The sequence below is a fragment of the Burkholderia sp. 22088 genome (assembly GCF_052045915.1).
GTDB lineage: Bacteria > Pseudomonadota > Gammaproteobacteria > Burkholderiales > Burkholderiaceae > Burkholderia > Burkholderia cepacia.
Genome location: NZ_JBQEPY010000035.1, coordinates 24,363 through 45,914, shown reverse-complemented (window position 1 = coordinate 45,914; position 21,552 = coordinate 24,363). Strand labels below are relative to the sequence as shown.

Genomic DNA, 21,552 nt, shown 5'->3' with positions numbered 1-21,552 from the left:
ATGCCGATCAAGTCGGTGCTGATCGTCACGCACAACATCGAGGAAGCGGTGTTCATGTGCGACCGGATCCTCGTGCTGTCGTCGAACCCGGGCCGCGTGATCGCCGAGATCAAGGTGCCTTTCAAGCATCCGCGCAACCGGCTCGACCCGGCGTTCCGCAAGCTGGTCGACGACATCTACGCGAAGATGACCGCGCGTCAGACCAACGAGGCGACGAAGAAGGGGCTGGAGCTCGGCAGCTGGATGCCGCGCGTGTCGACCAACCTGATGGCCGGCCTGATCGAGACGCTCGCGATGGCGCCGTACCACGGCCGCGCGGACATGCCGGAAATCGCGCGCACGCTGCATCTCGAGGTCGACGAACTGTTCCCGATCGCCGAAGTGCTGCAATACCTCGGCTTCGCGGACGTGCGGGAAGGGGACGTGTTCCTGACGCCGCCGGCGCGTGTGTTCGCGGAATTCGGCACGCAGGAGCGCAAGCTGATGTTCGCCGACCACCTGCTGAAGCACGTGCCGCTGGCTGCACGGATCAGGAAGGTGCTGAACGAGCGCCCGGGCCATCGCGCACCGCGCGTGCGCTTCGAGCAGGAGCTGGAGGATTTCCTGTCCGATGAAGCCGCCGAGGAAACGCTCGACGCGGTGATCGACTGGGGGCGCTACGGCGAAGTCTTTTCGTATAACGACAAGACGGAAGTGTTCAGTCTCGAGGATGTCGAGAGCTGAAGTCCGTGCCCGAATGGCGAGCGATCGTCATTCGGGCAGATCGCGACTGTTGGCGTGCTGCTCGATTCCGCCGGTATTGAGCGATTCGATCCTCTCCATCCGCTGCCTTGCCAGCTCAGGCAACCGGTTCGTCACGCCGATCACGAGCGCTTCGGCGAGCGCGAGCGCCGGCACGTTGGTCTGCAGCATCGCGAACGGCTGCCCCTGGATCCGCAGCACGATCTCCGCAAATTCCCCGATCGGCGAATGCCATTCGTCGGTGACCAGCAGCACGCGCGTGCCGAGCTGGTGGGCGGCTTGCGCGAACCGGATGCTGTCGCGCTGGTAGCGGCGGAAATCGAAAATGACGAGCACGTCGCCGGGCCCCATGTCCGCCAGGGCGACCGAGGCGAGATTCACATTCGGCTCGACATACTGGACGCGTGGCCGCGCATACGCGAGCGTGAACGAAAACAGCGAAGCGAGCGGCGCGGTGTAACGCCCGCCGCCGCAGAAAACGCGAACGTCCTGATCGGCCAGCAGTGCCACGGCAGCATCGAACGCCGCCGCATCGAGCCCTTCGATCGTGGTGGCCAGCGATTGCGACAACCGCTGGAAAATCGCCGCATGACTGTCGCGCAGCCCCGAAGCCGAGTGAAATGCATCCATCCGCGCGAGCGGCGAATTCATCGCGGTGTCGATTTCGCCATACAGCGCCTGCTGGAACGACGAATAGTTGGGAAACCCGATCCTGACGACGAAGCGAAACACGGTCGGGTCGCTCACGTCGGCCTGCTTCGCGAATTGCGCGATGGGCCCCAGCCCGAGACTGGGATAGCGATCCAGCAACGCCTGCGCAACCTTCTGTTCCGACGGCGTGAAGCTATCCATCTGGGATAACAGCAACGCCCTGATGCTCGTCCCCATCGGGCACTCCGACTCTCTCAATCCAAATGACAAACGGCAGACATGCGTCTGCCGGCGAACCCACGCATGTTAGCCGATTGACGTGCGGCAGGCCGCCCGTACCCCGGATTTAGAGGGACGCATCGCACGGTCGGCCGGCTCGTCAATGAATGTAATGAAACATACATTGATAAAGAAAACATCCGGTCGATATTCGTTCGTGGTTCAGTGATAACCCTAGGTTTTGGTGTAAAAAACCGAGTGCTATGATCGCGGCCTCGCTGGAATGTACGGTTCATTACATCGCGAATCGATGCTTCGATGCGTGACGATGCGGCGTCGCATTCCGGCATGGCACGGTTTATTTGTCTGGAGGATTCCGTCATGAGGCGGCTCGTAGTACTCACCCTGTTGTCGGCAATGAGCGTGTGCGCGTTCGCCGCGTCGGACCCGGCGGTCGAAGCGAAGAACGGCATGGTCGTGTCCTCGCAGCACTTCGCGTCGCAGATCGGCGTCGACATCCTGAAGGAAGGCGGCAACGCGGTGGATGCGGCAGTGGCGGTCGGCTATGCGCAGGCCGTGACCAATTCGTGCTGCGGCAATATCGGCGGCGGCGGTTTCATGACCCTCCACCTGGCCGACGGTCGCGACCGCTTCATCAATTTCCGTGAGACCGCGCCGGCCGCGGCTTCCGCGAACATGTACCTCGACGCGAACGGCAACGTCATCCCCGACGACAGCCTGTACGGCTATCGCGCGGTCGGCGTGCCGGGCACGGTCGCGGGCCTCGATCTCGCGCAGCGCAAGTACGGCAAGCTGACGCGCAGGCAGGTGATGGAGCCGGCGATCCGGCTCGCGCGCGACGGTTTCGTGCTGACGCGCGGCGATACGGACATCCTCGACACGACGGTCGCGCGCTTCAGGAAGGACCCGGAAGCGGCGCGCATCTTCCTCCGCCCGGACGGCACGCCGCTGCAGCCGGGCGACCGCCTCGTGCAGAAGGACCTCGCACGCACGCTCGAGCGCATCGCGGAGCAGGGGCCCGACGCGTTCTATCACGGCGAGATCCCGAAGATCGTCGAGGCCGCGGCCAGGCGCGCGGGCGGCGTGATCACGGCCGCCGATTTCGCGTCCTACCGCGCGCAGGACATGGCGCCGCTGACGTGCACGTATCGCGGCTACGAGTTCGTGTCGGCGCCGCCGCCGAGCTCGGGCGGCGTGACGATGTGCGAGACGCTGAACATCCTCGAAGGGTACGACCTGCGCAAGCTCGGCTACCACTCGGCCGCGGCGGTCCACTACATGACCGAAGCGATGCGGCACGCATACGAGGATCGCAACACGCTGCTCGGCGATCCGAACTTCATCGACAACCCGGTCGCGAAGCTGACGAGCAAGGAATACGCGGCGCAGATCCGCAAGAGCATCCATGCCGATACGGCGACGCCGTCGGTGGACGTGCAGCCGGGCGTCGGCGTGCACGAGAAGCCGGAGACGACCCACTATTCGATCGTCGACAAGGACGGCAACGCGGTGTCGACGACCTACACGGTCAACGGCCGCTTCGGCGCCGTGGTCATCGCGCCGGGCACGGGCTTCTTCCTGAACGACGAGATGGACGATTTCACCGTGAAGGTCGGCGCGCAGAACCTGTTCGGTCTCGTGCAGGGCACGCGCAACTCGATCGCGCCGGGCAAGCGTCCGCTGTCGTCGATGGCGCCGACCATCGTGAAGAAGGACGGCAAGGTGTTCATGGTGGTCGGTTCGCCGGGCGGGTCGCGCATCATCACGATCACGCTGCAGACGGTGCTGAACGTGATCGACTACGGGATGACGCCGCAGGATGCCGTCACCGCGCCGCGGATCCATCACCAGTGGCTGCCTGACGAGGTCTATTACGAGACCTACGGCCTGTCGCCCGACACGCTCGCGATCCTGCGCAACATGGGCTACAAGATGGTCGAGCAGACGCCGTGGGGCGCCGCCGAGCTGATCATGGTCGGCCTGCCGGGCACCGAAGCCGCGAGCCGCCAGAGTTCCGGGAACGATTCGTCCGTGTCCGGCAACGTGCGTGTCGGCTTCATCTACGGCTACAACGACCCGCGTCGTCCGGCCGGATCGGCAATCGGCTACTGACCCGATCCCGTCCGCATCGAGATGAACCGCCGCCGACGACGTTCGCCCTTGCGCGAGCGTCGTTGCGGCGGCAGTCCGTCGGTTCGCGGACATCCGCGAGCCTGACCGGCGCCGCCGGCCGTTGTCGACACTCCGTGCACGGCCGGCTCGCCACGCACGCTCCCTGGCACGGCACGGGACGCGCGCCTTTCATCCTTCAACTTCTTCCCGTGCATCGAATTCCATCATGAACAAACGAATGTCCGCGGCAGGCTGGATCCTGCTCGCGATGGCGGCCGGCATCCTGATCGGCTACATGATCTATACGCAACTGCCGGACAAGCAGTCCGCGGCGGAGATCGCCGGGTACATCTCGCTGGTGTCCGACGTGTTCCTGCGGCTGATCAAGATGGTGATCGGCCCGCTGGTGTTCTCGACGCTCGTCGTCGGCATCGCGCACATGGGCGACGCGTCGTCGGTGGGGCGCGTGTTCGTGAAGGCGCTCGGCTGGTTCGTCACCGCGTCGCTGATCTCGCTGCTGCTCGGCCTGCTGATGGCGAACCTGCTGCGGCCCGGCGAGAACCTCGGGTTGCCGCTGCCGGATATCGGCGCGTCCGCGCATCTGGCGACGTCCAAGTTCACGCTGAAGGATTTCGTCGGCCACATGGTGCCGAAGTCGATCGCCGAGGCGATGGCGAACAACGAGATCCTGCAGATCGTCGTGTTCTCGATGTTCTTCGGCGTGGCGCTTGCGTCGCTCGGCGAGCGCGGCAAGATCCTGGTCGCGGCGATCGACCAGCTCGCGCACGTGATGCTCAGGATTACAGGCTATGTGATGAAGCTCGCGCCGCTCGCAGTGCTGGCGGCGATGGCGTCGACGGTCGCGATCAATGGCCTGTCGATCCTGCTGAAGTTCGCGGTGTTCATGGGCGACTTCTACCTGAGCCTGTTCCTGCTGTGGGGCACGCTCGTCATCGCCGGGCTGCTGTTCCTCGGCCGCCGCGTGTTCAAGCTGCTGGTGCTGATCAAGGAAGCGTTCATGCTGTCGTTCGCGACCGCGAGCTCGGAAGCCGCGTATCCGAAGATCCTCGATGCGCTCGACCGTTTCGGCGTGCGCCGCAAGATCTCGAGCTTCGTGATGCCGATGGGGTATTCGTTCAACCTCGACGGCTCGATGATGTACTGCACGTTCGCGTCGCTGTTCATCGCGCAGGCGTACGGCATTCACCTGTCGCTCGGCACGCAGGTCACGATGCTGCTGATCCTGATGCTGACGTCGAAAGGCATGGCCGGAGTGCCGCGCGCGTCGCTCGTCGTGATCGCCGCGACGCTGCACCAGTTCAACATCCCGGAAGCCGGGCTGCTGCTGATTCTCGGCGTCGATACGTTCCTCGACATGGGCCGTTCGGCCACGAATGCAGTGGGCAACTCGATCGCCAGCGCGGTGGTCGCGAAATGGGAAGGCGAGCTGATGCCCGAAGCGGAAGCCGAAGCGAATGCGGCGCGGCTGGATGAGGAAGCCGAAGCACGGATGAACGAGGCGGCCCGCGAGGCGGATCGCGTCACCACGGCCTGAAGCGGTATCCCGCGCCTTCAGGCCGCCTCGGCGGGGCGGGCCGCGTCGATGCACGCGGCCAGCACCATCGCGGCGGCGTTGCCCGGCGTCGAGCCGAGCAATTGCGGCGCATAGACGCTGTCGCCGATCTCGATCGGCTGCCCCGACAGCGCGCACACGCCGCGCTTGCGCGTGGTGAACAACCGCCACTTCTGATAACCGTAGTGCCCGGTGCATGCGTCGCGCCAGGAAATCATCACGGTGTCGGCCGTGGGCCGCTCGAGTACGCTGATGGCCGGCTTGCTCGTCGCGTCCCACGACGGCAGCCGGTCGCGCGTGACGCTGCGCCGCCGCGGCGTGCCCCACGAGACGGACGGCATGTCGAAGCTGCCGATCGCGGCGACGGTCATGAGCCAGGGGGCGATACGGTTGTTCATGTCAGTTTTCCTCGAAACGTTACGCGGCACCGCAACGCGCGGCATCACGACAGGCGGATGCGCGGCCGCGCGCAGCCGTTGATCCGTTCGGCGATCCACAGCAGGCTCGCTTTGGAGAAGCCGTGCAGCGCCTGCTGGTGCCGCCGGTAGAGCATCAGGTGGCTGAACTGCGCGAATCGCCCCTGGATGAAGCCGCCACGAAAGAACCCGAACTGCCCGAGCGTGCCGAACGCGTCGTAGTCGCTGATCGACACGAGCGCGCCGAAATCGTGGAATGCGAACGGCGGCATCGGCTTGCCGTCGAGCCACGCGGGCAGGTGCTTCGCGAGATGCTCGGCCTGCTGCGTCGCGACCTGCGCGGTGGGCGGCAGCGGCCGTTCCTGGCCGTCGGGCAACAGGCTCGCGCAATCGCCGATCGCGAACACGTGTTCGTCGCCCGTTGCCTGCAGCGTCGGGCCGACGACGATCTGGTTCGCGCGATTCGTGTCGAGGCCGCCGAGCGCCTGCATGAAATCGGGCGCCTTCACGCCGGCCGCCCACACCATCAGGTCGGCTTCCGCAAACGAACCGTCGCCGTAGTGAAAGCCGTTCGCGTCGGCCGACGTGACGCGGGTCGACGTCAGCACGTGAAAGCCGATCTGTTCGAGCCGTTGCTGTGCCGATGCGGAAATCTTCGGCGGAAATGCGGCGAGGATGCGCGGGCCGCTTTCAAGCAGCGTGAGTTGCAGCCGGTCGCGTACCGTTTCGTCGCCATAGGCTTGTGCCACTTCCAGCAGGCGGCTCAGCTCCGCGGCAAGCTCGACGCCGGTCGCGCCGGCACCGACGATCGCGACGCGGAACGGCTCGTCGCGCGCGATGCTGCGAAATACGCGCATCCGCAACGCTTCGTTGAAGGTCTCGGCCTGCGGCTGGCTGTCGATGAAATAGCAGTGCTCGCGTACGCCCGGCGTGTCGAAATCGTTGGCCTGGCTGCCGAGCGCGAGGATCAGCACGTCGTATTCGAGTTCGCGGGCGTCGAGCACGAGTTCGCCGTCCTGCGAGCGGATCTCGCCGAGCTGCACGCGGCGCCGCGCGCGATCGAGCCCCTTCAGTTCGCCGGGCTGGTACGTGTAACCGTGATCGCGGGCATGGGCGAGGAAGATCACCTGCTGCTGCTGCACGTCGCGCGTACCGGCCGCGATCGTGTGCAGCATCGGTTTCCAGATGTGGGTCGGGCTGCGGTCGACGACGGTGACCTGTGCACGCCCGGACCGGCCGAGACGCTCGCCCAGACGGGTGGCGAGCTGCAGTCCGGCGATCCCGCCGCCGACGATGACGATACGTGTAGGGGTTGCCATGGATAAATCATCACGTGATGAATAAGGTATGATCCTAGCGCTTCCCGGCTTCGCGTGTCAACGGAGCAGGGCAAATCACGCGGTTTCGGCGGTGCTGAAGCGGGGCCGGAACAGGCGCATTCGAATCATTCAAGGAGAGCAGGGAAACGTGGCTGAAGTCACTGAGCGCGCGCCGGGCAAGCGGCGTATGCGAGGGCGGCCGCTGGCCGGGGCGTCAGTCGGACCGGACGTGATATTGCGGGCCGCGCGCCGTACGTTCGCGAAGCGGGGCTACGACGCGACGAGCGTGCGCGAGGTCGCGCGCGAGCTGGGCATCGACGCGGCGCTGATCGCCCATCATTTCGGTACGAAGGAAACGTTGTGGCTGGCCGTCGTCGAGCAGATCGTCGAGATCGCCGAGCCGATGTTCGATGCGCTGCGTGCGTTGCGCACGTCGCCGCTGTCGCATCGCGAACGCGTGCGGCGCGCACTCGAGCTGTGCGTCGACCATGAGTTCGACGAACCCGACATGGGCATGTTCTTCTCGACGGCGGCGACCGAAGTGGGCGGGCGGCTCGACCGGCTGCAGGAGCGGCTCGTCCGTCCGTATTACGACGTGATGTTCCCGCTGCTGGCGGACGCCGTGCAGGCTGGCGCGATTCGCGCGGTCGATCCGAACGTGCTGTTCTTCATGATCGCGAGCGCGATCGGCAACACGGTGTCGTACAGCCACATCATGCTGGAGTTCACGTCGCTGCCCACGCAGCCGGACGCGTTCCGGCGTGCCGTGACCGACGCCGCGTTCAACCTCGTCGGCGACTGAGCGCCGCGCGCCACGCGCACACTCACGTCGCGGCGACCAGCCCCAGTTCGCGCACCGCGTTTCGCGCGGTCTCGCGCAGCGCATCGACGAGCGGCGATGGCGTCCGGTACGCGATCGCCAGCTCGTACGCGAGCGGGCTGCCCGCACCCTTCAGTTCGCAGAACGTAATGCCTTTCGGTTGCATCGGCACGAACAGGCGCGGCATCAGCGCGACGCCGATACCGCCCGCGACGAGCCCGGCCGTCGTCTGCATCTGGCGCGGCTGCTGGACGACGCGCGGCGCGAAGCCGGCCTGCGCGCACGCGGTCACGATCAGCGCATGCATGCCGGGACCGTGGTGCGCGGCGAACATGACCCACGGGTCGTCCGCCAGGTCGGCGAGCGCGATGTGCCGGCGGCGTGCGAGCCGGTGACCGTCGGGCAGCGCCGCGACCATCCGGTCGCGCAGCAGCGGCTCGACGCGCACGTCGCCCGCGTCGGCCACCGGCAGCACGACGAGGCCGATGTCGGTGCGGTCGTGGCGCAGCGCGAGCACCTGCTCGGCGGTCGTGCCTTCCTCGAGCAGGAAATCGACGCCTGGATGGCGTTCCTGGAACGCCCGCAGGATCAGCGGCAGCAGCGCGTTGACGGTGCTGTCGACGAAGCGCAGCCGCAGCGTGCCGCCGAGGCCCGCGCCCGCGCGGCGGGCCACGGCCACCGCGCGTTCGGCCTGTTCGAGCGCGCGCCGCGCTTCGAGCAGGAAGGCCTCGCCGGCCGGCGTGAGCGTCGAGCCGCGGTTGTCGCGCTCGAGCAGCGTGACGCCCAGCTCGTCCTCGAGCTTGCGGATCGCCGCGCTGAGCGGCGGCTGCGCCATGTGCAGCCGCTCGGCCGCACGCCGGAAGCTGAGCGTCTCGGCAACCGCGATGAATTGCCTGAACTGGCGCAGATCGACCATGCGATACCTCTCGTGTATCAGTGGATCATCGAATTCGTATTTTACCTATCACCTCGCCACGCCCAGACTTGCACTGTCGGCAATCGTCAACATTCGGGAGGGCAGGACATGACGGGCAGTGAACGGCAACGGACGGCGATCGTCACGGGCGGGTCGAGCGGGATCGGCTTCGCGATCGCACGGCGGCTGGTGGAGGATGGGTATCGCGTCGCGATCGTCGGGCGCGACACGGCGCGGCTGGACGCGGCCGTCGCGCGTCTCGGCGGCGCGGCGATCGGGCAGGCCGCTGATTTGAGCGTGCGGCGCGAGGCTGAGGCGGCGGTCGCCGCGATCGTCGCGCAGCGGCCTTGCGTGGACGTGCTGGTCAACAACGCGGGGCTGACCGGCCGCGTTAGCGCGGACACCGAGGCGGGCGAGGCCGAGACCGTGTGGGATGCCGTGCTCGACGCGAACCTGAAAAGCCTGTTCGTGACGACCCTGGCCGTGCTGCCGCACCTGGCCGAGCGCGACGCGCGGATCGTCAACCTTGGCTCGATCGCGGCGCGCGCCGGCAGCCTGCTGCCGGGCGGCCTGGCGTACGCGGCGGCGAAGGCCGGCGTCGAAGGGTTCACCGTTGCGTTGGCGCGCGAACTCGGGCCGCGCGGCGCGACGGTCAATACGGTCGCGCCAGGCTATATCGCCGACACACGCTTCTTCGGCGACGGCGGCGTCGCGCCGGCCATCGCGGCGACGATTCGCGAGCAGACGCCGGCCGGCCGCGCCGGGCATCCGGACGACATCGCGGACGCGGTCGCGTGGCTCGCCGGGCCGCGCGCGTCGTTCGTCACCGGCGCGACGATCGCGGTGAACGGCGGCTGGCGCGTCGGGTGACGCCATCCGTACCGGCGGCCGGGCACGGCATCGCGCGCCTCGCCCGGCCACCGGTCATTCGAGATCCTTGGGCGGCGCATCGCCGAGCCAGCGCCGCGCGCCGGGCCCGTTGCGGCCCGCGCGATCTTCCGGGTTCGTCAGCTTGCAGCGCTTCAGCGACAGGCAGCCGCAGCCGATGCATTCGTCGAGGTTGATGTAGAGCCGCTGCAGTTCCTCGATCCGGCTCGCGACGCGTTGCTTCCAGCCGCGCGACAGCCGCTGCCAATCCTTGTTGCTCGGCGCGGTGTCCTCGGGCAGGCTGACGAGCTGCTCGGCGATCTCGTCGAGCGAATAGCCGATCTTCTGCGCGAACACGATGAACGCGATCAGCCGCAGCACCGCGCGTGAATAGTGGCGATGGCTCGAGCCGTTGCGGTGCGACTTGATGAGCCCGCGCGTCTCGTAGAACCGCAATGTCGACGCCGGCACGCCGCTGCGCGCGGCCACTTCGCGGATCGACATCAGCGGCCATTGCGGGATTTCCTGGATACCCATGACACCCCTCCGGGAAAGCTTGACTTGAAGTTAACTTCAACTTTTATGCTACGCGGCAGTTTAACCCGTCGCGAGGCATCATGCTCTCCTTATCCCTACGCAGGACGTCGCCTTTGGGTGCGGCCTGTGCACTGCTGCTGGCGTTGTCGGGCTGTCACGACGGCAAAGGCGCATCGTCGGCCCCGGCCCTTCCCGAAGTCGGCGTTGCCACCATCGCGCCGCGCACGATCCGCCTCGCGGACGAATTCAACGGACGCGTCGAAGCGGTCGACGCAGTCGAACTGCGGCCGCGCGTGAGCGGCTATCTGCAGCGCGTCGCCTACAAGGAGGGCGACCTGGTCGCGCAGGGCGCGCTGCTGTTCGAGATCGACCCGCGCCCGTACCGGATCGCACTCGATCGCGCGAACGCGCAGCTGCAGCGGGCCCGCGCGGCCGCGAGCCTCGCGAACGTGCAGCTCAAGCGCGTGCAGACGCTGATCGATGCGCATGCGACGTCGCAGGAAGAACTCGACAACGCGCGCGCCACGGCCGAGCAGGCGCGGGCGGACCTGCGGGCAGCCGACGCGGCCGTCGCCGACGCGAAGCTCAATCTCGGTTTCACCGAAGTGCGTGCGCCGATCGCGGGCCGCGTCGGCCGCGCGGTCGCCACCGTCGGCAACCTGGCGCGCGCGGACGACACGCTGCTGACGACCGTCGTGTCGCAGAACCCCGTCTACGTGTATTTCGACTGCGATGAACAGAGCTACCTGCGCTACAACGCACGGCGTGCCGACCCGAAGCATCGCGCGATCGGCGCCGATCCGGTTCGCGTGGGCCTCGCGAACGAGACGGGCTTCCCGCATGCGGGCACCGTCGATTTCCTCGACAACCGTCTCGACCCGCAGACGGGCACGATCCGCGCGCGCGTGCGGCTGCCGAATGCGGACCATGCGTTTACGCCCGGCCTGTATGCGCGCGTGCAGCTCGTCAGCGGCCGCGACCAGGATGCGCTGCTCGTCGACGACAAGGCCGTGCTCACCGACCAGGACCGCAAGTACGTGTATGTGATCGGCCCCGGCGACAAGGCACTGCGCCGTGACGTGACGATCGGCCGCGGGCTGGACGGCGAGCGGATCATCGAGAAGGGGATCCAGGCGGGCGACCGCGTGGTCGTCGACGGCATGCAGCGGATCTACTATCCGGGCGCGCAGGTGAAGCCGAAGGCACTGCCCGTACGCGCCGATGCCGGTGCTGGTGCTGGTGCCGATTATGGCGCGGGCAGCGGATCGGGCAACGGCACGCAGGCCGTCGCCGATGCCGGCGCGCCGGCCGTGCAGTGACGGGAGCGATACGATGGATTTCTCCCGATTCTTCATCGACCGGCCGATCTTCGCGGTCGTGCTGTCGATCGTCATCTTCGCGATCGGCCTGATCTCGATTCCGATGCTGCCCGCCGGCGAATATCCGGAAGTCGTGCCGCCGAGCGTCGTCGTGCGTGCGACGTACCCGGGCGCGAACCCGAAGGAAATCGCCGAATCGGTCGCCGAACCGCTGGAAGAGGCGATCAACGGTGTCGAAGGCATCATGTACATGAAGTCGGTCGCCGGGTCGGACGGCAGCCTGCAGGTCGTCGTCACGTTCCTGCAGGGCGTCGATCCCGACACGGCCGCCGTGCGCGTGCAGAACCGTGTGAGCCAGGCGCTGTCGCGCCTGCCCGACGAGGTGCGCCAGTACGGCGTGACCACGCAGAAGCAGTCGCCGACGCCGCTGATGTACGTGAGCCTCTATTCGCCGGACAACAGCCGCGATTCGCTGTACCTGCGCAATTACCTGACGCTGCACGTGAAGGACGAGCTGTCGCGGCTGACCGGTGTCGGCGACGTCGGCTTGTCCGGCTCCGGCGACTACGCGATGCGGCTGTGGCTCGACCCGAACCGGCTCGCGTCGCGCGGGCTGACCGCGAGCGACGTGATTGCCGCCGTGCGCGAGCAGAACGTGCAGGTGTCGGCGGGTCAGCTCGGCGCGGAGCCGACACCGAAGAAAAACGACTTCCTCCTGTCGATCAACGTGCGCGGCCGGCTGCGCACGGCGCAGGAGTTCGGCGACATCGTGCTGCGCAACGGCGACGACGGCCAGGTCGTGAAGCTGTCCGACGTTGCTCGTGTCGAGCTCGGCGCGGGCGACTACACGCTGCGCTCGTACTTCAACGACAAACAATCGGCCGTGGTCGGCATCTTCCTGTCGCCGGGGGCGAACGCGCTCGAAGTCGCGAAGGCCGTGTATGCGAAGTTCGACGAACTGTCGAAGCGCTTCCCGCCCGGCGTCGCGTACCGTCCCGTATGGGATCCGACGGTATTCGTGCGCGATTCGATCCGCGCGGTGCAGCACACGCTGATCGAGGCCGTCGTGCTGGTCGTGCTCGTCGTGATCCTGTTCCTGCAGACATGGCGCGCGTCGATCATTCCGCTCGTCGCGGTGCCCGTCTCGGTGGTCGGCACGTTCGCGTGGCTCTATCTGCTCGGTTATTCGATCAACACGCTGACGCTGTTCGGGCTCGTGCTCGCGATCGGGATCGTGGTCGACGATGCGATCGTGGTCGTCGAGAACGTCGAGCGCAACATCGCGCAGGGCTTGAGCCCGCGCGACGCCGCGCACCAGGCGATGCGCGAGGTGTCGGGGCCGATCGTCGCGATCGCGCTCGTGCTGTGCGCGGTGTTCGTGCCGATGGCGTTCATGTCGGGCGTCACGGGGCAGTTCTACCGGCAGTTCGCGGTGACGATCGCGATCTCGACGGTGATCTCCGCGATCAACTCGCTGACGCTGTCGCCCGCGCTCGCCGCGAAGCTGCTGCGTCCGCACGGCGCGCCGAAGGATGCGCTCACGCGCGGGATCGACCGCGCGTTCGGCTGGCTGTTCCGTCCGTTCAACCGCTTCTTCGACCGCAGCTCGGATCGCTATCATGGCGTCGTCTCGCGCACGCTGAAGCGGCGCGGGGTGGTGTTCGCGGTCTATGCGGCGTTGCTCGGGGCGACCGCGCTGCTGCTCAGCGCGGTGCCGGGCGGCTTCATCCCGGTGCAGGACAAGCTGTACCTGTTCGCGGGCGCGAAGCTGCCGGAAGGCGCGTCGCTGGCGCGCACCAGCGAGGTGACCGAGCAGATGACGAAGATCGCGCTCGGCACCGACGGTGTCGAGATGGTGCCGGCGTTTGCCGGGCTGAACGCGCTGCAGGGCGTGAACACGCCGAACATCACGAACTCGTACGTGATCCTGAAGCCGTTCGACCAGCGCCACCGCAGCGCCGCGCAGATCAACGCGGACCTGAACGCGCGCTTCGCGACCATCGGCGGCGGCATCACCTATGCGCTGATGCCGCCGCCGATCCAGGGCCTCGGCAACGGCTCGGGGTATTCGCTGTACCTGGAGGATCGCGGCGGGCTCGGCTACGGCGCATTGCAGAACGCGCTCACCGCGTTCCAGGCCGCGGTCGCGAAGACGCCGGGGATGAGCTACCCGGTCAGCTCGTACCAGGCGAACATCCCGCAGCTCGAGGTGAAGGTCGACCGGCTGAAGGCGAAGGCGCAGGGCGTCGCGCTGACCGACCTGTTCAGCACGCTGCAGGTCTATCTCGGCTCGATGTACGTGAACGACTTCAACCTGTTCGGCCGCGTGTACCGCGTGATGGCGCAGGCGGATGCCGGCCACCGGCAGACGGCCGCCGACATCGCGAACCTGCGCACGCGCAACGCGAAGGGCGAGATGGTGCCGATCGGCTCGATGGTGACGGTGGCGCCCGCGTACGGGCCCGACCCGGTCGTCCGCTACAACGGCTATCCGGCCGCCAACCTGATCGGCGACGCCGATCCGAAGGTGATGTCGTCGTCGCAGGCGATCGAGAAGCTGCAGCAGATCGCGAAGGACGTGCTGCCGCCGGGAATCGTGCTCGAGTGGACCGACCTGAGCTACCAGCAGGTCACGCAGAGCAACGCGGCGATCGTCGTGTTCCCGCTCGCGGTGATGCTCGTGTTCCTCGTGCTCGCGTCGCTGTACGAGAGCTGGACGCTGCCGCTCGCGGTGATCCTGATCGTGCCCGTGTGCATCTGTGCGGCGTTGTTCGGTGTGTGGCTGTCGGGAGGCGACAACAACGTGTTCGTGCAGGTCGGGCTCGTCGTGCTGATGGGGCTGGCGTGCAAGAACGCGATCCTGATCGTCGAGTTCGCGCGCGAGCTGGAAATCCAGGGCAAGGGCGTGATCGAATCCGCGCTGGAAGCGTGCAAGCTGCGGCTGCGTCCGATCGTGATGACGTCGGTCGCATTCATCGCGGGTTCGGTGCCGCTTCTGATCGGCAGCGGCGCGGGCAGCGAAGTGCGGGCCGCCACCGGCATCACCGTGTTCGCCGGGATGCTCGGCGTCACGCTGTTCGGGCTGTTCCTGACGCCCGTGTTTTATGTCGCGATCCGCAAGCTCGCGGGCGGCACGCCGGCCGTGTGGAGCGAACACCACGGCACCCTCGAAGGAGAAAACCGATGAGCGCCGCTTTCCGTTTTTCCGCGCTCGCGATGTCGGTGACGCTCGCCGCATGCGCGGTCGGCCCCGATTTCAGGCGGCCCGATACGGCTACCGCCGAGCGGTTTGCCCGCGACGCGCATCCGGCGGCGCAGCGCGACGTGTTGCCGTCCGGCAAGACGCCGGATACGCCGCCCGACGCGTCGGCCGATGCCGATGCCGCATTCTGGCGCGGTTTCGGCGATCCGCAGCTGACGCAGCTGATCGACACGGCGCTCGCGGCGAACCAGGATCTCCAGGTCGCCGTGTCGCGCTACGACGCATCGAATGCGCTGCTGTCGCAGGCCACGTTCGACCGCTACCCGACGATCACCGCGAGCGGGAAGATCGGTCATCAGCTGATGAGCAAGGACCAGGCGTTCGGGGCGCCGCGCAGCCAGCGCGATACGCCGACGTCCAGCGTCGGGATCAATGCGGCGTGGGAACTCGACCTGTTCGGCCGCGTGCGTCGTTCGATCGAGTCGCAGCGCGCGGAGACGGCTGCCAGCGCGGCGGACGTGCGCGCGGTGCGCGTCGCGATCGCCGGCGAGGTGGCGAGCACGTACGTCGACTTGCGCGGCTCGCAGGAGCGGCTGCGGATCGCACGCGAGAACGCCGACAACCAGAAGCAGACGCTCGCGCTGATCAATGCGCGCGTCGGCGCGGGGCGCGGCTCCGAACTCGATGCGGCGCGGGCGCGCGCGCAGTACGAATCGACGACGTCGCGGATCGCCGTGTACGAAGCGGCGATCGGCGTCGACGAGCACCGGCTCGCGGTGCTGACCGGGCAGACGCCGGATGCGTTGATCGGCCGCTTCGATCTCCCGAAGGCCGCCGCGTCGGCGGGCACGCCCGTGCCGCTGCCAGTGCTGGCCGCCGACATCGATCCCGGCACGCCGGGCGACCTGCTGCGGCGCCGGCCCGACGTCGCGGCCGCCGAGGCGCGGCTGCACGCGGCGACTGCACGCGTCGGCGTCGCGACGGCCGACCTGTTTCCGCGCTTCACGCTGTCGGGCCTGCTCGGCAGCGCGACGAGCAGCTACGGGTTCTTCCGTGCGGGCAGCGATACGAACCTGATCGCGCTCGGCATCGACTGGTCGTTCCTCGACGTCGGCCGCGTGCGCGCACGGATCGCCGCGAGCGATGCGGAAGCGGCCGGGCAGCTCGCGCAATACCGGCAGACCGTGCTCGGGGCGCTGGAGGAAACGGAGAACGCGCTGCTGCGTGCGGCACGCACGCGTGACGAGACGGATCATCTCGTGCGGGCCGCGACCGACAGCGCGCGTGCCGCGCAACTGGCGCAGGCGCGTTTTTCGGCGGGCGCGATCGACTACTACGAAGTGCTCGACGCGCAACGCACGCTGCTGCAGGCGCAGGATGCGGCGGCCGACGGGCGGATGCGCAGTGCGGCGTCGACGGTCGCGCTGTACAAGGCGCTTGCGGGCGGCTGGCCGTCGGGAACGGGGCAGGGGCCGCAAGGCCCGCTCGCGCAGTCGGGGCAGTAGCGCGGGCAAGGCGGCGCGGCAGGCCGGCGCAATCCTGCCTGCCGCGCGCCGCGTGACTACACGCTGGCCGGATCGATCTTGTCGATGTCGATGTCGTAGCGCCGGATGGCTTCGCCGACGCGCGCACGCGGGATCGCGCCGTCGTCGGCGAGCGCCTTCAGCGCCGCGACCACGATGAAGTGCCGGTCGACCTCGAAGAACGTGCGCAGCGCGTCGCGCGTATCCGAGCGGCCGAAGCCGTCGGTGCCGAGCGACACGAAGCGCCGGCCGTCGACGAACGCACGGATCTGGTCGCCGACGATCTTCATGTAATCGGTCGCGACGACCACCGGCCCCGTGCGGCCGTCGAGGCATTGCTGCACGTACGGCACGCGCGGCGCCTCGTCGGGATGCAGCAGGTTCCAGCGTTCGGCGGCCAGCCCGTCGCGGCGCAGCTCGTTCAGGCTCGTCGCGCTCCACACGTCGCTCGACACGCCGAAGTCCTGCGCGAGCAGGTCGCTCGCGGCGATCACTTCCCGCAGGATCGCGCCGCTGCCCATCAACTGCACGTGCGGCACGTCGGCCGCGCGCGACGCGCCTTCGCGCAGCAGGTAGAGGCCCTTGAGAATGCCGGCCTCCGCGCCGTCGGGCAGCGCCGCATGCGGGTAGTTCTCGTTGAGCAGCGTGATGTAGTAGTAGACGTCCTCCTGTTCCGCGAACATCCGCCGCAGCCCGTCGCGCACGATCACCGCGAGTTCGTACGCATAGGTCGGGTCGTACGACACGCAGTTCGGAATCACCGACGACAGCACGTGGCTGTGCCCGTCGTCGTGCTGCAGCCCTTCGCCCATCAGCGTCGTGCGGCCCGACGTCGCGCCGAGCAGGAAGCCGCGCGTACGCGCGTCGCCGGCCGCCCACGCGAGATCGCCAACCCGCTGCAGCCCGAACATCGAATAGAAGATGTAGAACGGGATCGCCGGCAGGCCGTGGTTGCTGTAGGCGGTACCGGCTGCGATCCACGACGCGATCGCGCCCGATTCGTTGATGCCTTCCTGCAGGATCTGCCCGTCCTTCGCTTCCCGGTAGTAACTGAGCTGGCCCGCGTCCTGCGGCGTATAGAGCTGGCCGAGATGCGAGTGGATGCCGATCTGGCGGAACAGCCCCTCCATTCCGAACGTGCGGGATTCGTCCGGCACGATCGGGACGACCAGCTTGCCGAGCGCCGGATCCTTCAGCAGCGTGCCGAGGATGCGCACGAACGCCATCGTCGTGGACAGCGCGCGTTCGCCGCTGTCCCTGAGCTGCGCGTCGAACGCGGCGAGCGGGGGCACCGGCAGCGGCGTCGCTTCGCTGAAGCGGGCCGGCACGTGGCCGCCGAGCGCGGCGCGGCGTTCCGCGAAGTAGCGTGCCTCGGCGCTGCCGGGTTCGGGTTTCAGGTACGGCAGGTCGTCGAGTTGCGCGTCGCTGACCGGCAGCGCGAAGCGGTCGCGGAACGCGCGTACGGCATCCGCGCTCATCTTCTTCAACTGGTGGTTCACGTTCTGGCCTTCGCCGGCTTCGCCCATTCCGAAGCCCTTGACCGTCTTCGCGAGGACGACGGTCGGCCGCCCGTCCGCGTGCATTGCCTGCGTATAGGCCGCATGCACCTTTTCCGGATCGTGGCCGCCGCGCGCGAGTTTCCAGATGTCGTCGTCGGACAGGTCGGCGACGAGCTCGAGCAGTTCGGGATACTTGCCGAAGAAATGCTCGCGCACGTACGCGCCGCTCTGCGACTTGAAGGTCTGGTAGTCGCCGTCGACGCATTCCATCATGCGCTGACGCAGCAGGCCCGTTGTGTCGCGTTCGAGCAGGCGATCCCAGCCGCCGCCCCAGATCACCTTCACGACGTTCCAGCCCGCCGCGCGGAACGTGCCTTCGAGTTCCTGGATGACCTTGCCGTTGCCGCGTACCGGGCCGTCGAGACGCTGCAGGTTGCAGTTGACGACGAAGATCAGGTTGTCGAGCCGTTCGCGCCCGGCGAGCGAGATCGCGGCGAGCGATTCGGGCTGGTCCATTTCGCCGTCGCCGAGAAATGCCCAGACCTTGCGGCCCTGATGCGCTTTCAGCCCGCGATATTCGAGGTAGCGCATGAAGCGCGCCTGATACGCGGCCGTGAGCGGCCCGAGCCCCATCGACACGGTGGGGAATTGCCAGAAATCCGGCATCAGCCGCGGATGCGGATACGACGACAGCCCGTCGCGTCCCGCTTCGCGGCCGGTCTCGCGGCGGAAGTTGTCGAGTTGCGCGTCCGTGATGCGGCCTTCCAGGTACGCGCGGCCATAGATGCCGGGCGCCGAATGGCCCTGGATGTAGACCATGTCGCCGTCGAAAGTATCGGTGCGGCCGCGGAAGAAGTGATCGAAACCGACGTCGTACAGCACCGCGGCCGACTGGTAGGTCGCGATGTGCCCGCCGACGTTCGAATGCCGGCCGGCGCGCAGCACCATCACCATCGCGTTCCAGCGGATCATCGCGTTCAGGCGCCGTTCGAGCGCGAGATCGCCCGGATAGGCCGGCTGCCGTTCGCGCGGCACCGTGTTCACGTACGCGGTCGTCACGCGGCCGTGCAGGTCGCCGTGGCGCGCCGCGTCGAGGTCGGAAAGCCGGTCGATCAGGTAATGCGCGCGCGGGCGGCCCTCGAGCGCGATCACGGATTCGAGCGCATCGAGCCATTCGCGGGTTTCCTGCGGGTCGATGTCGGGTAGCGCGAGAGGTGCGGTCATGCAATGTCTCCAGAAGCATAAGGCTGCGCGGGGCGGCGGTCGTGGCGCCGCATCGCGCGACGGGACGCCCGTCGATCGGCGGGCAGATAATTGCAATTGCAATCGTATGAGGGCAATTGTTATCGAGGTAAAATTTAATTGCAACTGCAATTCAATGAGAGGAACGACCTGACATGAGCGCACCCGAACCCGATCTGTGGTTCTCGTTCGTCCGCGCACACCGGACGATGATTCGCGAAATCGAGCGCCGCCTCGCGGCTGCCGGCCTGCCGGCGTATGCGTGGTACGACGCGTTGTGGGGGCTCGAGAGCGGGCCCGACGGTACGCGCCGGATGCACGAGCTGGCCGACGTGCTCGCGATCGAGCGTTACAACCTCACGCGGCTGGTCGACCGGCTCGAGCAGGAAGGGCTCGTCACGCGCGCCCGTTCGGCGGACGACGGCCGCGCCGCGTACGCGAGCATCACCGACAAGGGGCGCACGCTGCGCAAGAAGATGTGGAAGGTGTACCAGTCGACGGTCGCGGAACTCTTCCTCGATCAGTTCGGCGGCAAGGAGCAGGCGGCGATGGCCGCCGCGCTCGACCGTGCGACCGCCGCGGCGCGCGAGGCGGCAGCCGACGCGAAGTAGCGGCGGCCCGCCGGCGCGTCAGCCGCTCGCGTGGCGGCGCATCGCCTGCACGGCCCAGTCGGCAGGCACGCGGCCGTCGTCGGCCAGCAGGCGAAGCGCGACCGCGGCGATCCAGCGCGCATTGGGCGCGCGTGCGCCGGTGTCCGGGCCCGCCGAGTCCGCACCGAGCGCCGCGAAGCGGGCCGGGACGAACGCGCCGATCTGCGCGGCGACGTGCCGCGCATAGCCCGTCACGGCGAGCACCGGCGTGCGGCTGTCGCCGATGCATCGGCGCACATGTGCGACCTGCGGCTCGTCGTGCGGGTGCAGCAGGTTCCACCGGTCGGCCGCGTGACCGTCGCGGGCGAGCTGCGTGTAGCTCGGGCAGCTCCAGATCGTCGAATCGACGCGCCATTCGTCGCGCAGCAGATCGGCCGCCTCCTGCACCTGTGCAAGCGTGCTGCCCGCGCCGCACAGCCGGATCCGGGCGGCCGCGCCGGCCGCCGCCCGCCGGCCGGCCCGCACCATGCCGCTGAACGCATCGCGGGCCGCGGTGGCCGACAGCGGTTTCGCATCGGGCACGGGGTCGTCGTGGCTCGCGAGGTAGCAGAAGCCCGGCTGGCCGGCGACATAAAGCGCCCGCAGCGCGTGGCGGAGGATCGCGATCGCCTCATGCCCCGAGGCCGGATCGTATGGCGTGCACGCGGGGTTCGCGGCCAGCCAGTGCGGGACGTCGGGCGTCACGCCTTTCGGCCAGGACGACGCGAGCGTTTCGGCATCGTTCACGAAGATCCCGCGGTCGACGGTTTCGATCGACGCCAGCCGCAGCCGGTCGGTCGCGCGTGCATGCAGCAGGTACAGCAGCGGCCGCTCGAACCGCTTGCGCGCATCGAGAAACCGCAGCGGCCAGGCGCTGATGCGGCGATGCGCCCCCGCGTCTGCCAACGGCGCACGCGTGTCGGCTCGCACGATCCAGACGTGTTCCGATGTCACCGCATCGCGTTCGAGGCAATCGGCGGCCGCGCGCATCGCGCCGAGCGGCGACACCGCACGGCCACGCGGCGCGAGCCGCTGCGTCAGCAGCTTTTCGAGGCAGGCCACCGCGGCGCGGCGGGTGTCGGGCGTCCGCACGGGCGGACCGGATCGCGCAGTCTGCATGTCCCTCCTTTTGGTATTGGCATGTCGCCGGGGCGTCGGTTTCGGCATAGGATTGCAATTGCAACGATTGTAGTTGCAACGACAACCGGAAGACAAGGACCGACATGACTTCGACGCATTCCCTCACGTTCTACACGGCCGACACGCCGAACGGGCACAAGATCGCGATCTACCTGGAGGAGGCCGGGCTCGCGCACGAGCGCGTGCACGTGGACCTGTCCGCCGGCGAGCAGCGCAGCCCGGCTTATCTCGCGATCAACCCGAACGGCAAGATCCCGGCCATCGTCGACCACGACACCGGGCTGACCGTGTTCGAATCCGGCGCGATCCTCGGCTATCTCGCCGCGAAGACGCGCTTTCTGCATCCGGAAACGCTGGCCGAGCGCACGGCGGTGCAGCAATGGCTGCACTTCCAGATCGGCGGGATCGGGCCGATGCTCGGCCAGCTCTGGTGGTTCCTGCATGCATCGAAGACGGTCAATGCGCAAGCGCTCGAGCGCTACCGGAACGAAGCGCGGCGTCTCTATGGCGTCGTGAACGGCCGATTGGCGGAATCGGCGTATCTCGCTTCGTCGCGGTACTCGATCGCCGACATCGCCGCGTTCCCGTGGCTGCGCACGGCGGCCGAGCTCGATCTCGACCTCGCCGGCTACCCGCACGTCGAGCGCTGGCTCGCCGGTATCGAGGCGCGGCAAGCCGTTCAGCGGGGCCTGATCGCATGCCGCGCACCGGCGGCAGAGCGCGCGAACTGACGTCGCATCGCCCGCGCCGTACGGATGGCGCGGGCGCCGGCCGCCGGCCTGCCGGGAAACATTGTTCTCCTTCGT

General features: G+C 67.9%; 17 protein-coding genes. 10 read left to right on the top strand and 7 right to left on the bottom strand.

Annotated elements, in window-relative coordinates; genetic code table 11:
• The coding region (locus ACTJLD_RS40770; protein WP_440661698.1) for an AAA-associated domain-containing protein at positions 1-723 on the top strand (723 nt) is incomplete at its 5' end.
• A gap of 27 nt (positions 724-750) precedes the next feature.
• Here ACTJLD_RS40770 and ACTJLD_RS40765 read toward each other — a convergent pair.
• Positions 751-1,629, bottom strand: a complete 879-nt coding sequence (locus ACTJLD_RS40765) for a MurR/RpiR family transcriptional regulator (protein WP_027789432.1) — start codon at positions 1,627-1,629, stop codon at positions 751-753.
• Positions 1,630-1,992: 363 nt separating this feature from the next.
• Here ACTJLD_RS40765 and ggt point away from each other — a divergent pair, with 363 nt between their 5' ends.
• The gene (gene ggt, locus ACTJLD_RS40760; protein ID WP_060085561.1) at positions 1,993-3,744 is read left to right on the top strand and encodes a gamma-glutamyltransferase; all 1,752 of its coding nucleotides are present in this window, start codon (positions 1,993-1,995) and stop codon (positions 3,742-3,744) included.
• Between the two features lie 226 nt (positions 3,745-3,970).
• Positions 3,971-5,299, top strand: coding sequence for a dicarboxylate/amino acid:cation symporter (locus ACTJLD_RS40755; protein ID WP_060173516.1), 1,329 nt, complete (start codon positions 3,971-3,973; stop codon positions 5,297-5,299).
• A gap of 17 nt (positions 5,300-5,316) precedes the next feature.
• Here ACTJLD_RS40755 and ACTJLD_RS40750 read toward each other — a convergent pair whose 3' ends face one another.
• Positions 5,317-5,715 carry a DUF3331 domain-containing protein gene (locus tag ACTJLD_RS40750; RefSeq protein WP_021163619.1) on the bottom strand — a complete coding sequence of 133 codons (399 nt, stop codon included), beginning with the start codon at positions 5,713-5,715 and terminating at the stop codon, positions 5,317-5,319.
• A gap of 44 nt (positions 5,716-5,759) precedes the next feature.
• Positions 5,760-7,052, bottom strand: a complete 1,293-nt coding sequence (locus ACTJLD_RS40745; RefSeq protein WP_440661694.1) for an NAD(P)/FAD-dependent oxidoreductase — start codon at positions 7,050-7,052, stop codon at positions 5,760-5,762.
• Positions 7,053-7,200: 148 nt separating this feature from the next.
• Here ACTJLD_RS40745 and ACTJLD_RS40740 point away from each other — a divergent pair, with 148 nt between their 5' ends.
• A complete protein-coding gene (locus tag ACTJLD_RS40740) occupies positions 7,201-7,854 on the top strand; it encodes a TetR/AcrR family transcriptional regulator (RefSeq protein ID WP_027789427.1) in 654 nt (217 codons plus the stop codon).
• Between the two features lie 22 nt (positions 7,855-7,876).
• On the opposite strand, the gene ACTJLD_RS40735 is transcribed toward ACTJLD_RS40740, so the two are convergent.
• The gene (locus ACTJLD_RS40735; protein WP_027789426.1) at positions 7,877-8,788 is read right to left on the bottom strand and encodes a LysR family transcriptional regulator; all 912 of its coding nucleotides are present in this window, start codon (positions 8,786-8,788) and stop codon (positions 7,877-7,879) included.
• Positions 8,789-8,896: 108 nt separating this feature from the next.
• Here ACTJLD_RS40735 and ACTJLD_RS40730 point away from each other — a divergent pair, with 108 nt between their 5' ends.
• Positions 8,897-9,658 carry an SDR family NAD(P)-dependent oxidoreductase gene (locus tag ACTJLD_RS40730; protein WP_272546297.1) on the top strand — a complete coding sequence of 254 codons (762 nt, stop codon included), beginning with the start codon at positions 8,897-8,899 and terminating at the stop codon, positions 9,656-9,658.
• Between the two features lie 54 nt (positions 9,659-9,712).
• Here the strand turns inward: ACTJLD_RS40730 and soxR are convergent, their stop codons facing one another.
• Positions 9,713-10,192 carry a redox-sensitive transcriptional activator SoxR gene (gene soxR / locus ACTJLD_RS40725; RefSeq protein ID WP_059522233.1) on the bottom strand — a complete coding sequence of 160 codons (480 nt, stop codon included), beginning with the start codon at positions 10,190-10,192 and terminating at the stop codon, positions 9,713-9,715.
• A gap of 80 nt (positions 10,193-10,272) precedes the next feature.
• On the opposite strand from soxR, the gene ACTJLD_RS40720 reads away from it, so the two are divergent.
• Genes ACTJLD_RS40720 through ACTJLD_RS40710 form a run of 3 tightly spaced genes read left to right on the top strand, consistent with a single transcriptional unit; the run spans position 10,273 to position 16,218 of the window.
• A complete protein-coding gene (locus tag ACTJLD_RS40720; RefSeq protein ID WP_440661690.1) occupies positions 10,273-11,511 on the top strand; it encodes an efflux RND transporter periplasmic adaptor subunit in 1,239 nt (412 codons plus the stop codon).
• 13 nt (positions 11,512-11,524) lie between these two features.
• Positions 11,525-14,698, top strand: a complete 3,174-nt coding sequence (locus tag ACTJLD_RS40715) for an efflux RND transporter permease subunit (protein WP_440661688.1) — start codon at positions 11,525-11,527, stop codon at positions 14,696-14,698.
• Entirely contained in the window at positions 14,695-16,218 is a 1,524-nt protein-coding gene (locus ACTJLD_RS40710; RefSeq protein WP_440661686.1) for an efflux transporter outer membrane subunit, read from the top strand. Before ACTJLD_RS40715 ends, ACTJLD_RS40710 begins: the two co-directional genes overlap by 4 nt.
• A 56-nt stretch (positions 16,219-16,274) precedes the next feature.
• Here the strand turns inward: ACTJLD_RS40710 and aceE are convergent, their stop codons facing one another.
• Complete coding sequence (aceE, locus tag ACTJLD_RS40705) at positions 16,275-18,959, bottom strand: pyruvate dehydrogenase (acetyl-transferring), homodimeric type (RefSeq protein ID WP_440661684.1); 2,685 nt, start codon at positions 18,957-18,959, stop codon at positions 16,275-16,277.
• Positions 18,960-19,132: 173 nt separating this feature from the next.
• Here aceE and ACTJLD_RS40700 point away from each other — a divergent pair, with 173 nt between their 5' ends.
• Positions 19,133-19,588, top strand: a complete 456-nt coding sequence (locus tag ACTJLD_RS40700) for a MarR family winged helix-turn-helix transcriptional regulator (RefSeq protein WP_027789419.1) — start codon at positions 19,133-19,135, stop codon at positions 19,586-19,588.
• An 18-nt stretch (positions 19,589-19,606) separates the two neighbouring features.
• Here the strand turns inward: ACTJLD_RS40700 and ACTJLD_RS40695 are convergent, their stop codons facing one another.
• Positions 19,607-20,725 (bottom strand): transketolase-like TK C-terminal-containing protein, encoded by a 1,119-nt coding sequence (locus ACTJLD_RS40695; RefSeq protein WP_440661682.1) that lies wholly within the window; start codon positions 20,723-20,725, stop codon positions 19,607-19,609.
• Positions 20,726-20,829: 104 nt separating this feature from the next.
• On the opposite strand from ACTJLD_RS40695, the gene ACTJLD_RS40690 reads away from it, so the two are divergent.
• Positions 20,830-21,477, top strand: coding sequence for a glutathione S-transferase family protein (locus ACTJLD_RS40690; protein WP_027789417.1), 648 nt, complete (start codon positions 20,830-20,832; stop codon positions 21,475-21,477).
• Positions 21,478-21,552: the final 75 nt, after the last annotated feature.

Bases quoted from the DNA above. Each gene is read 5' to 3' on its own strand.
- ACTJLD_RS40765 (WP_027789432.1), bottom strand. From the start codon at position 1,629: ATGGGGACGAGCATCAGGGCGTTGCTGTTATCCCAGATGGATAGCTTC.
- ggt (WP_060085561.1), top strand. From the start codon at position 1,993: ATGAGGCGGCTCGTAGTACTCACCCTGTTGTCGGCAATGAGCGTGTGC.
- ACTJLD_RS40755 (WP_060173516.1), top strand. From the start codon at position 3,971: ATGAACAAACGAATGTCCGCGGCAGGCTGGATCCTGCTCGCGATGGCG.
- ACTJLD_RS40750 (WP_021163619.1), bottom strand. From the start codon at position 5,715: ATGAACAACCGTATCGCCCCCTGGCTCATGACCGTCGCCGCGATCGGC.
- ACTJLD_RS40745 (WP_440661694.1), bottom strand. From the start codon at position 7,052: ATGGCAACCCCTACACGTATCGTCATCGTCGGCGGCGGGATCGCCGGA.
- ACTJLD_RS40735 (WP_027789426.1), bottom strand. From the start codon at position 8,788: ATGGTCGATCTGCGCCAGTTCAGGCAATTCATCGCGGTTGCCGAGACG.
- ACTJLD_RS40730 (WP_272546297.1), top strand. From the start codon at position 8,897: ATGACGGGCAGTGAACGGCAACGGACGGCGATCGTCACGGGCGGGTCG.
- soxR (WP_059522233.1), bottom strand. From the start codon at position 10,192: ATGGGTATCCAGGAAATCCCGCAATGGCCGCTGATGTCGATCCGCGAA.
- ACTJLD_RS40720 (WP_440661690.1), top strand. From the start codon at position 10,273: ATGCTCTCCTTATCCCTACGCAGGACGTCGCCTTTGGGTGCGGCCTGT.
- ACTJLD_RS40715 (WP_440661688.1), top strand. From the start codon at position 11,525: ATGGATTTCTCCCGATTCTTCATCGACCGGCCGATCTTCGCGGTCGTG.
- ACTJLD_RS40710 (WP_440661686.1), top strand. From the start codon at position 14,695: ATGAGCGCCGCTTTCCGTTTTTCCGCGCTCGCGATGTCGGTGACGCTC.
- aceE (WP_440661684.1), bottom strand. From the start codon at position 18,959: ATGACCGCACCTCTCGCGCTACCCGACATCGACCCGCAGGAAACCCGC.
- ACTJLD_RS40700 (WP_027789419.1), top strand. From the start codon at position 19,133: ATGAGCGCACCCGAACCCGATCTGTGGTTCTCGTTCGTCCGCGCACAC.
- ACTJLD_RS40695 (WP_440661682.1), bottom strand. From the start codon at position 20,725: ATGCAGACTGCGCGATCCGGTCCGCCCGTGCGGACGCCCGACACCCGC.
- ACTJLD_RS40690 (WP_027789417.1), top strand. From the start codon at position 20,830: ATGACTTCGACGCATTCCCTCACGTTCTACACGGCCGACACGCCGAAC.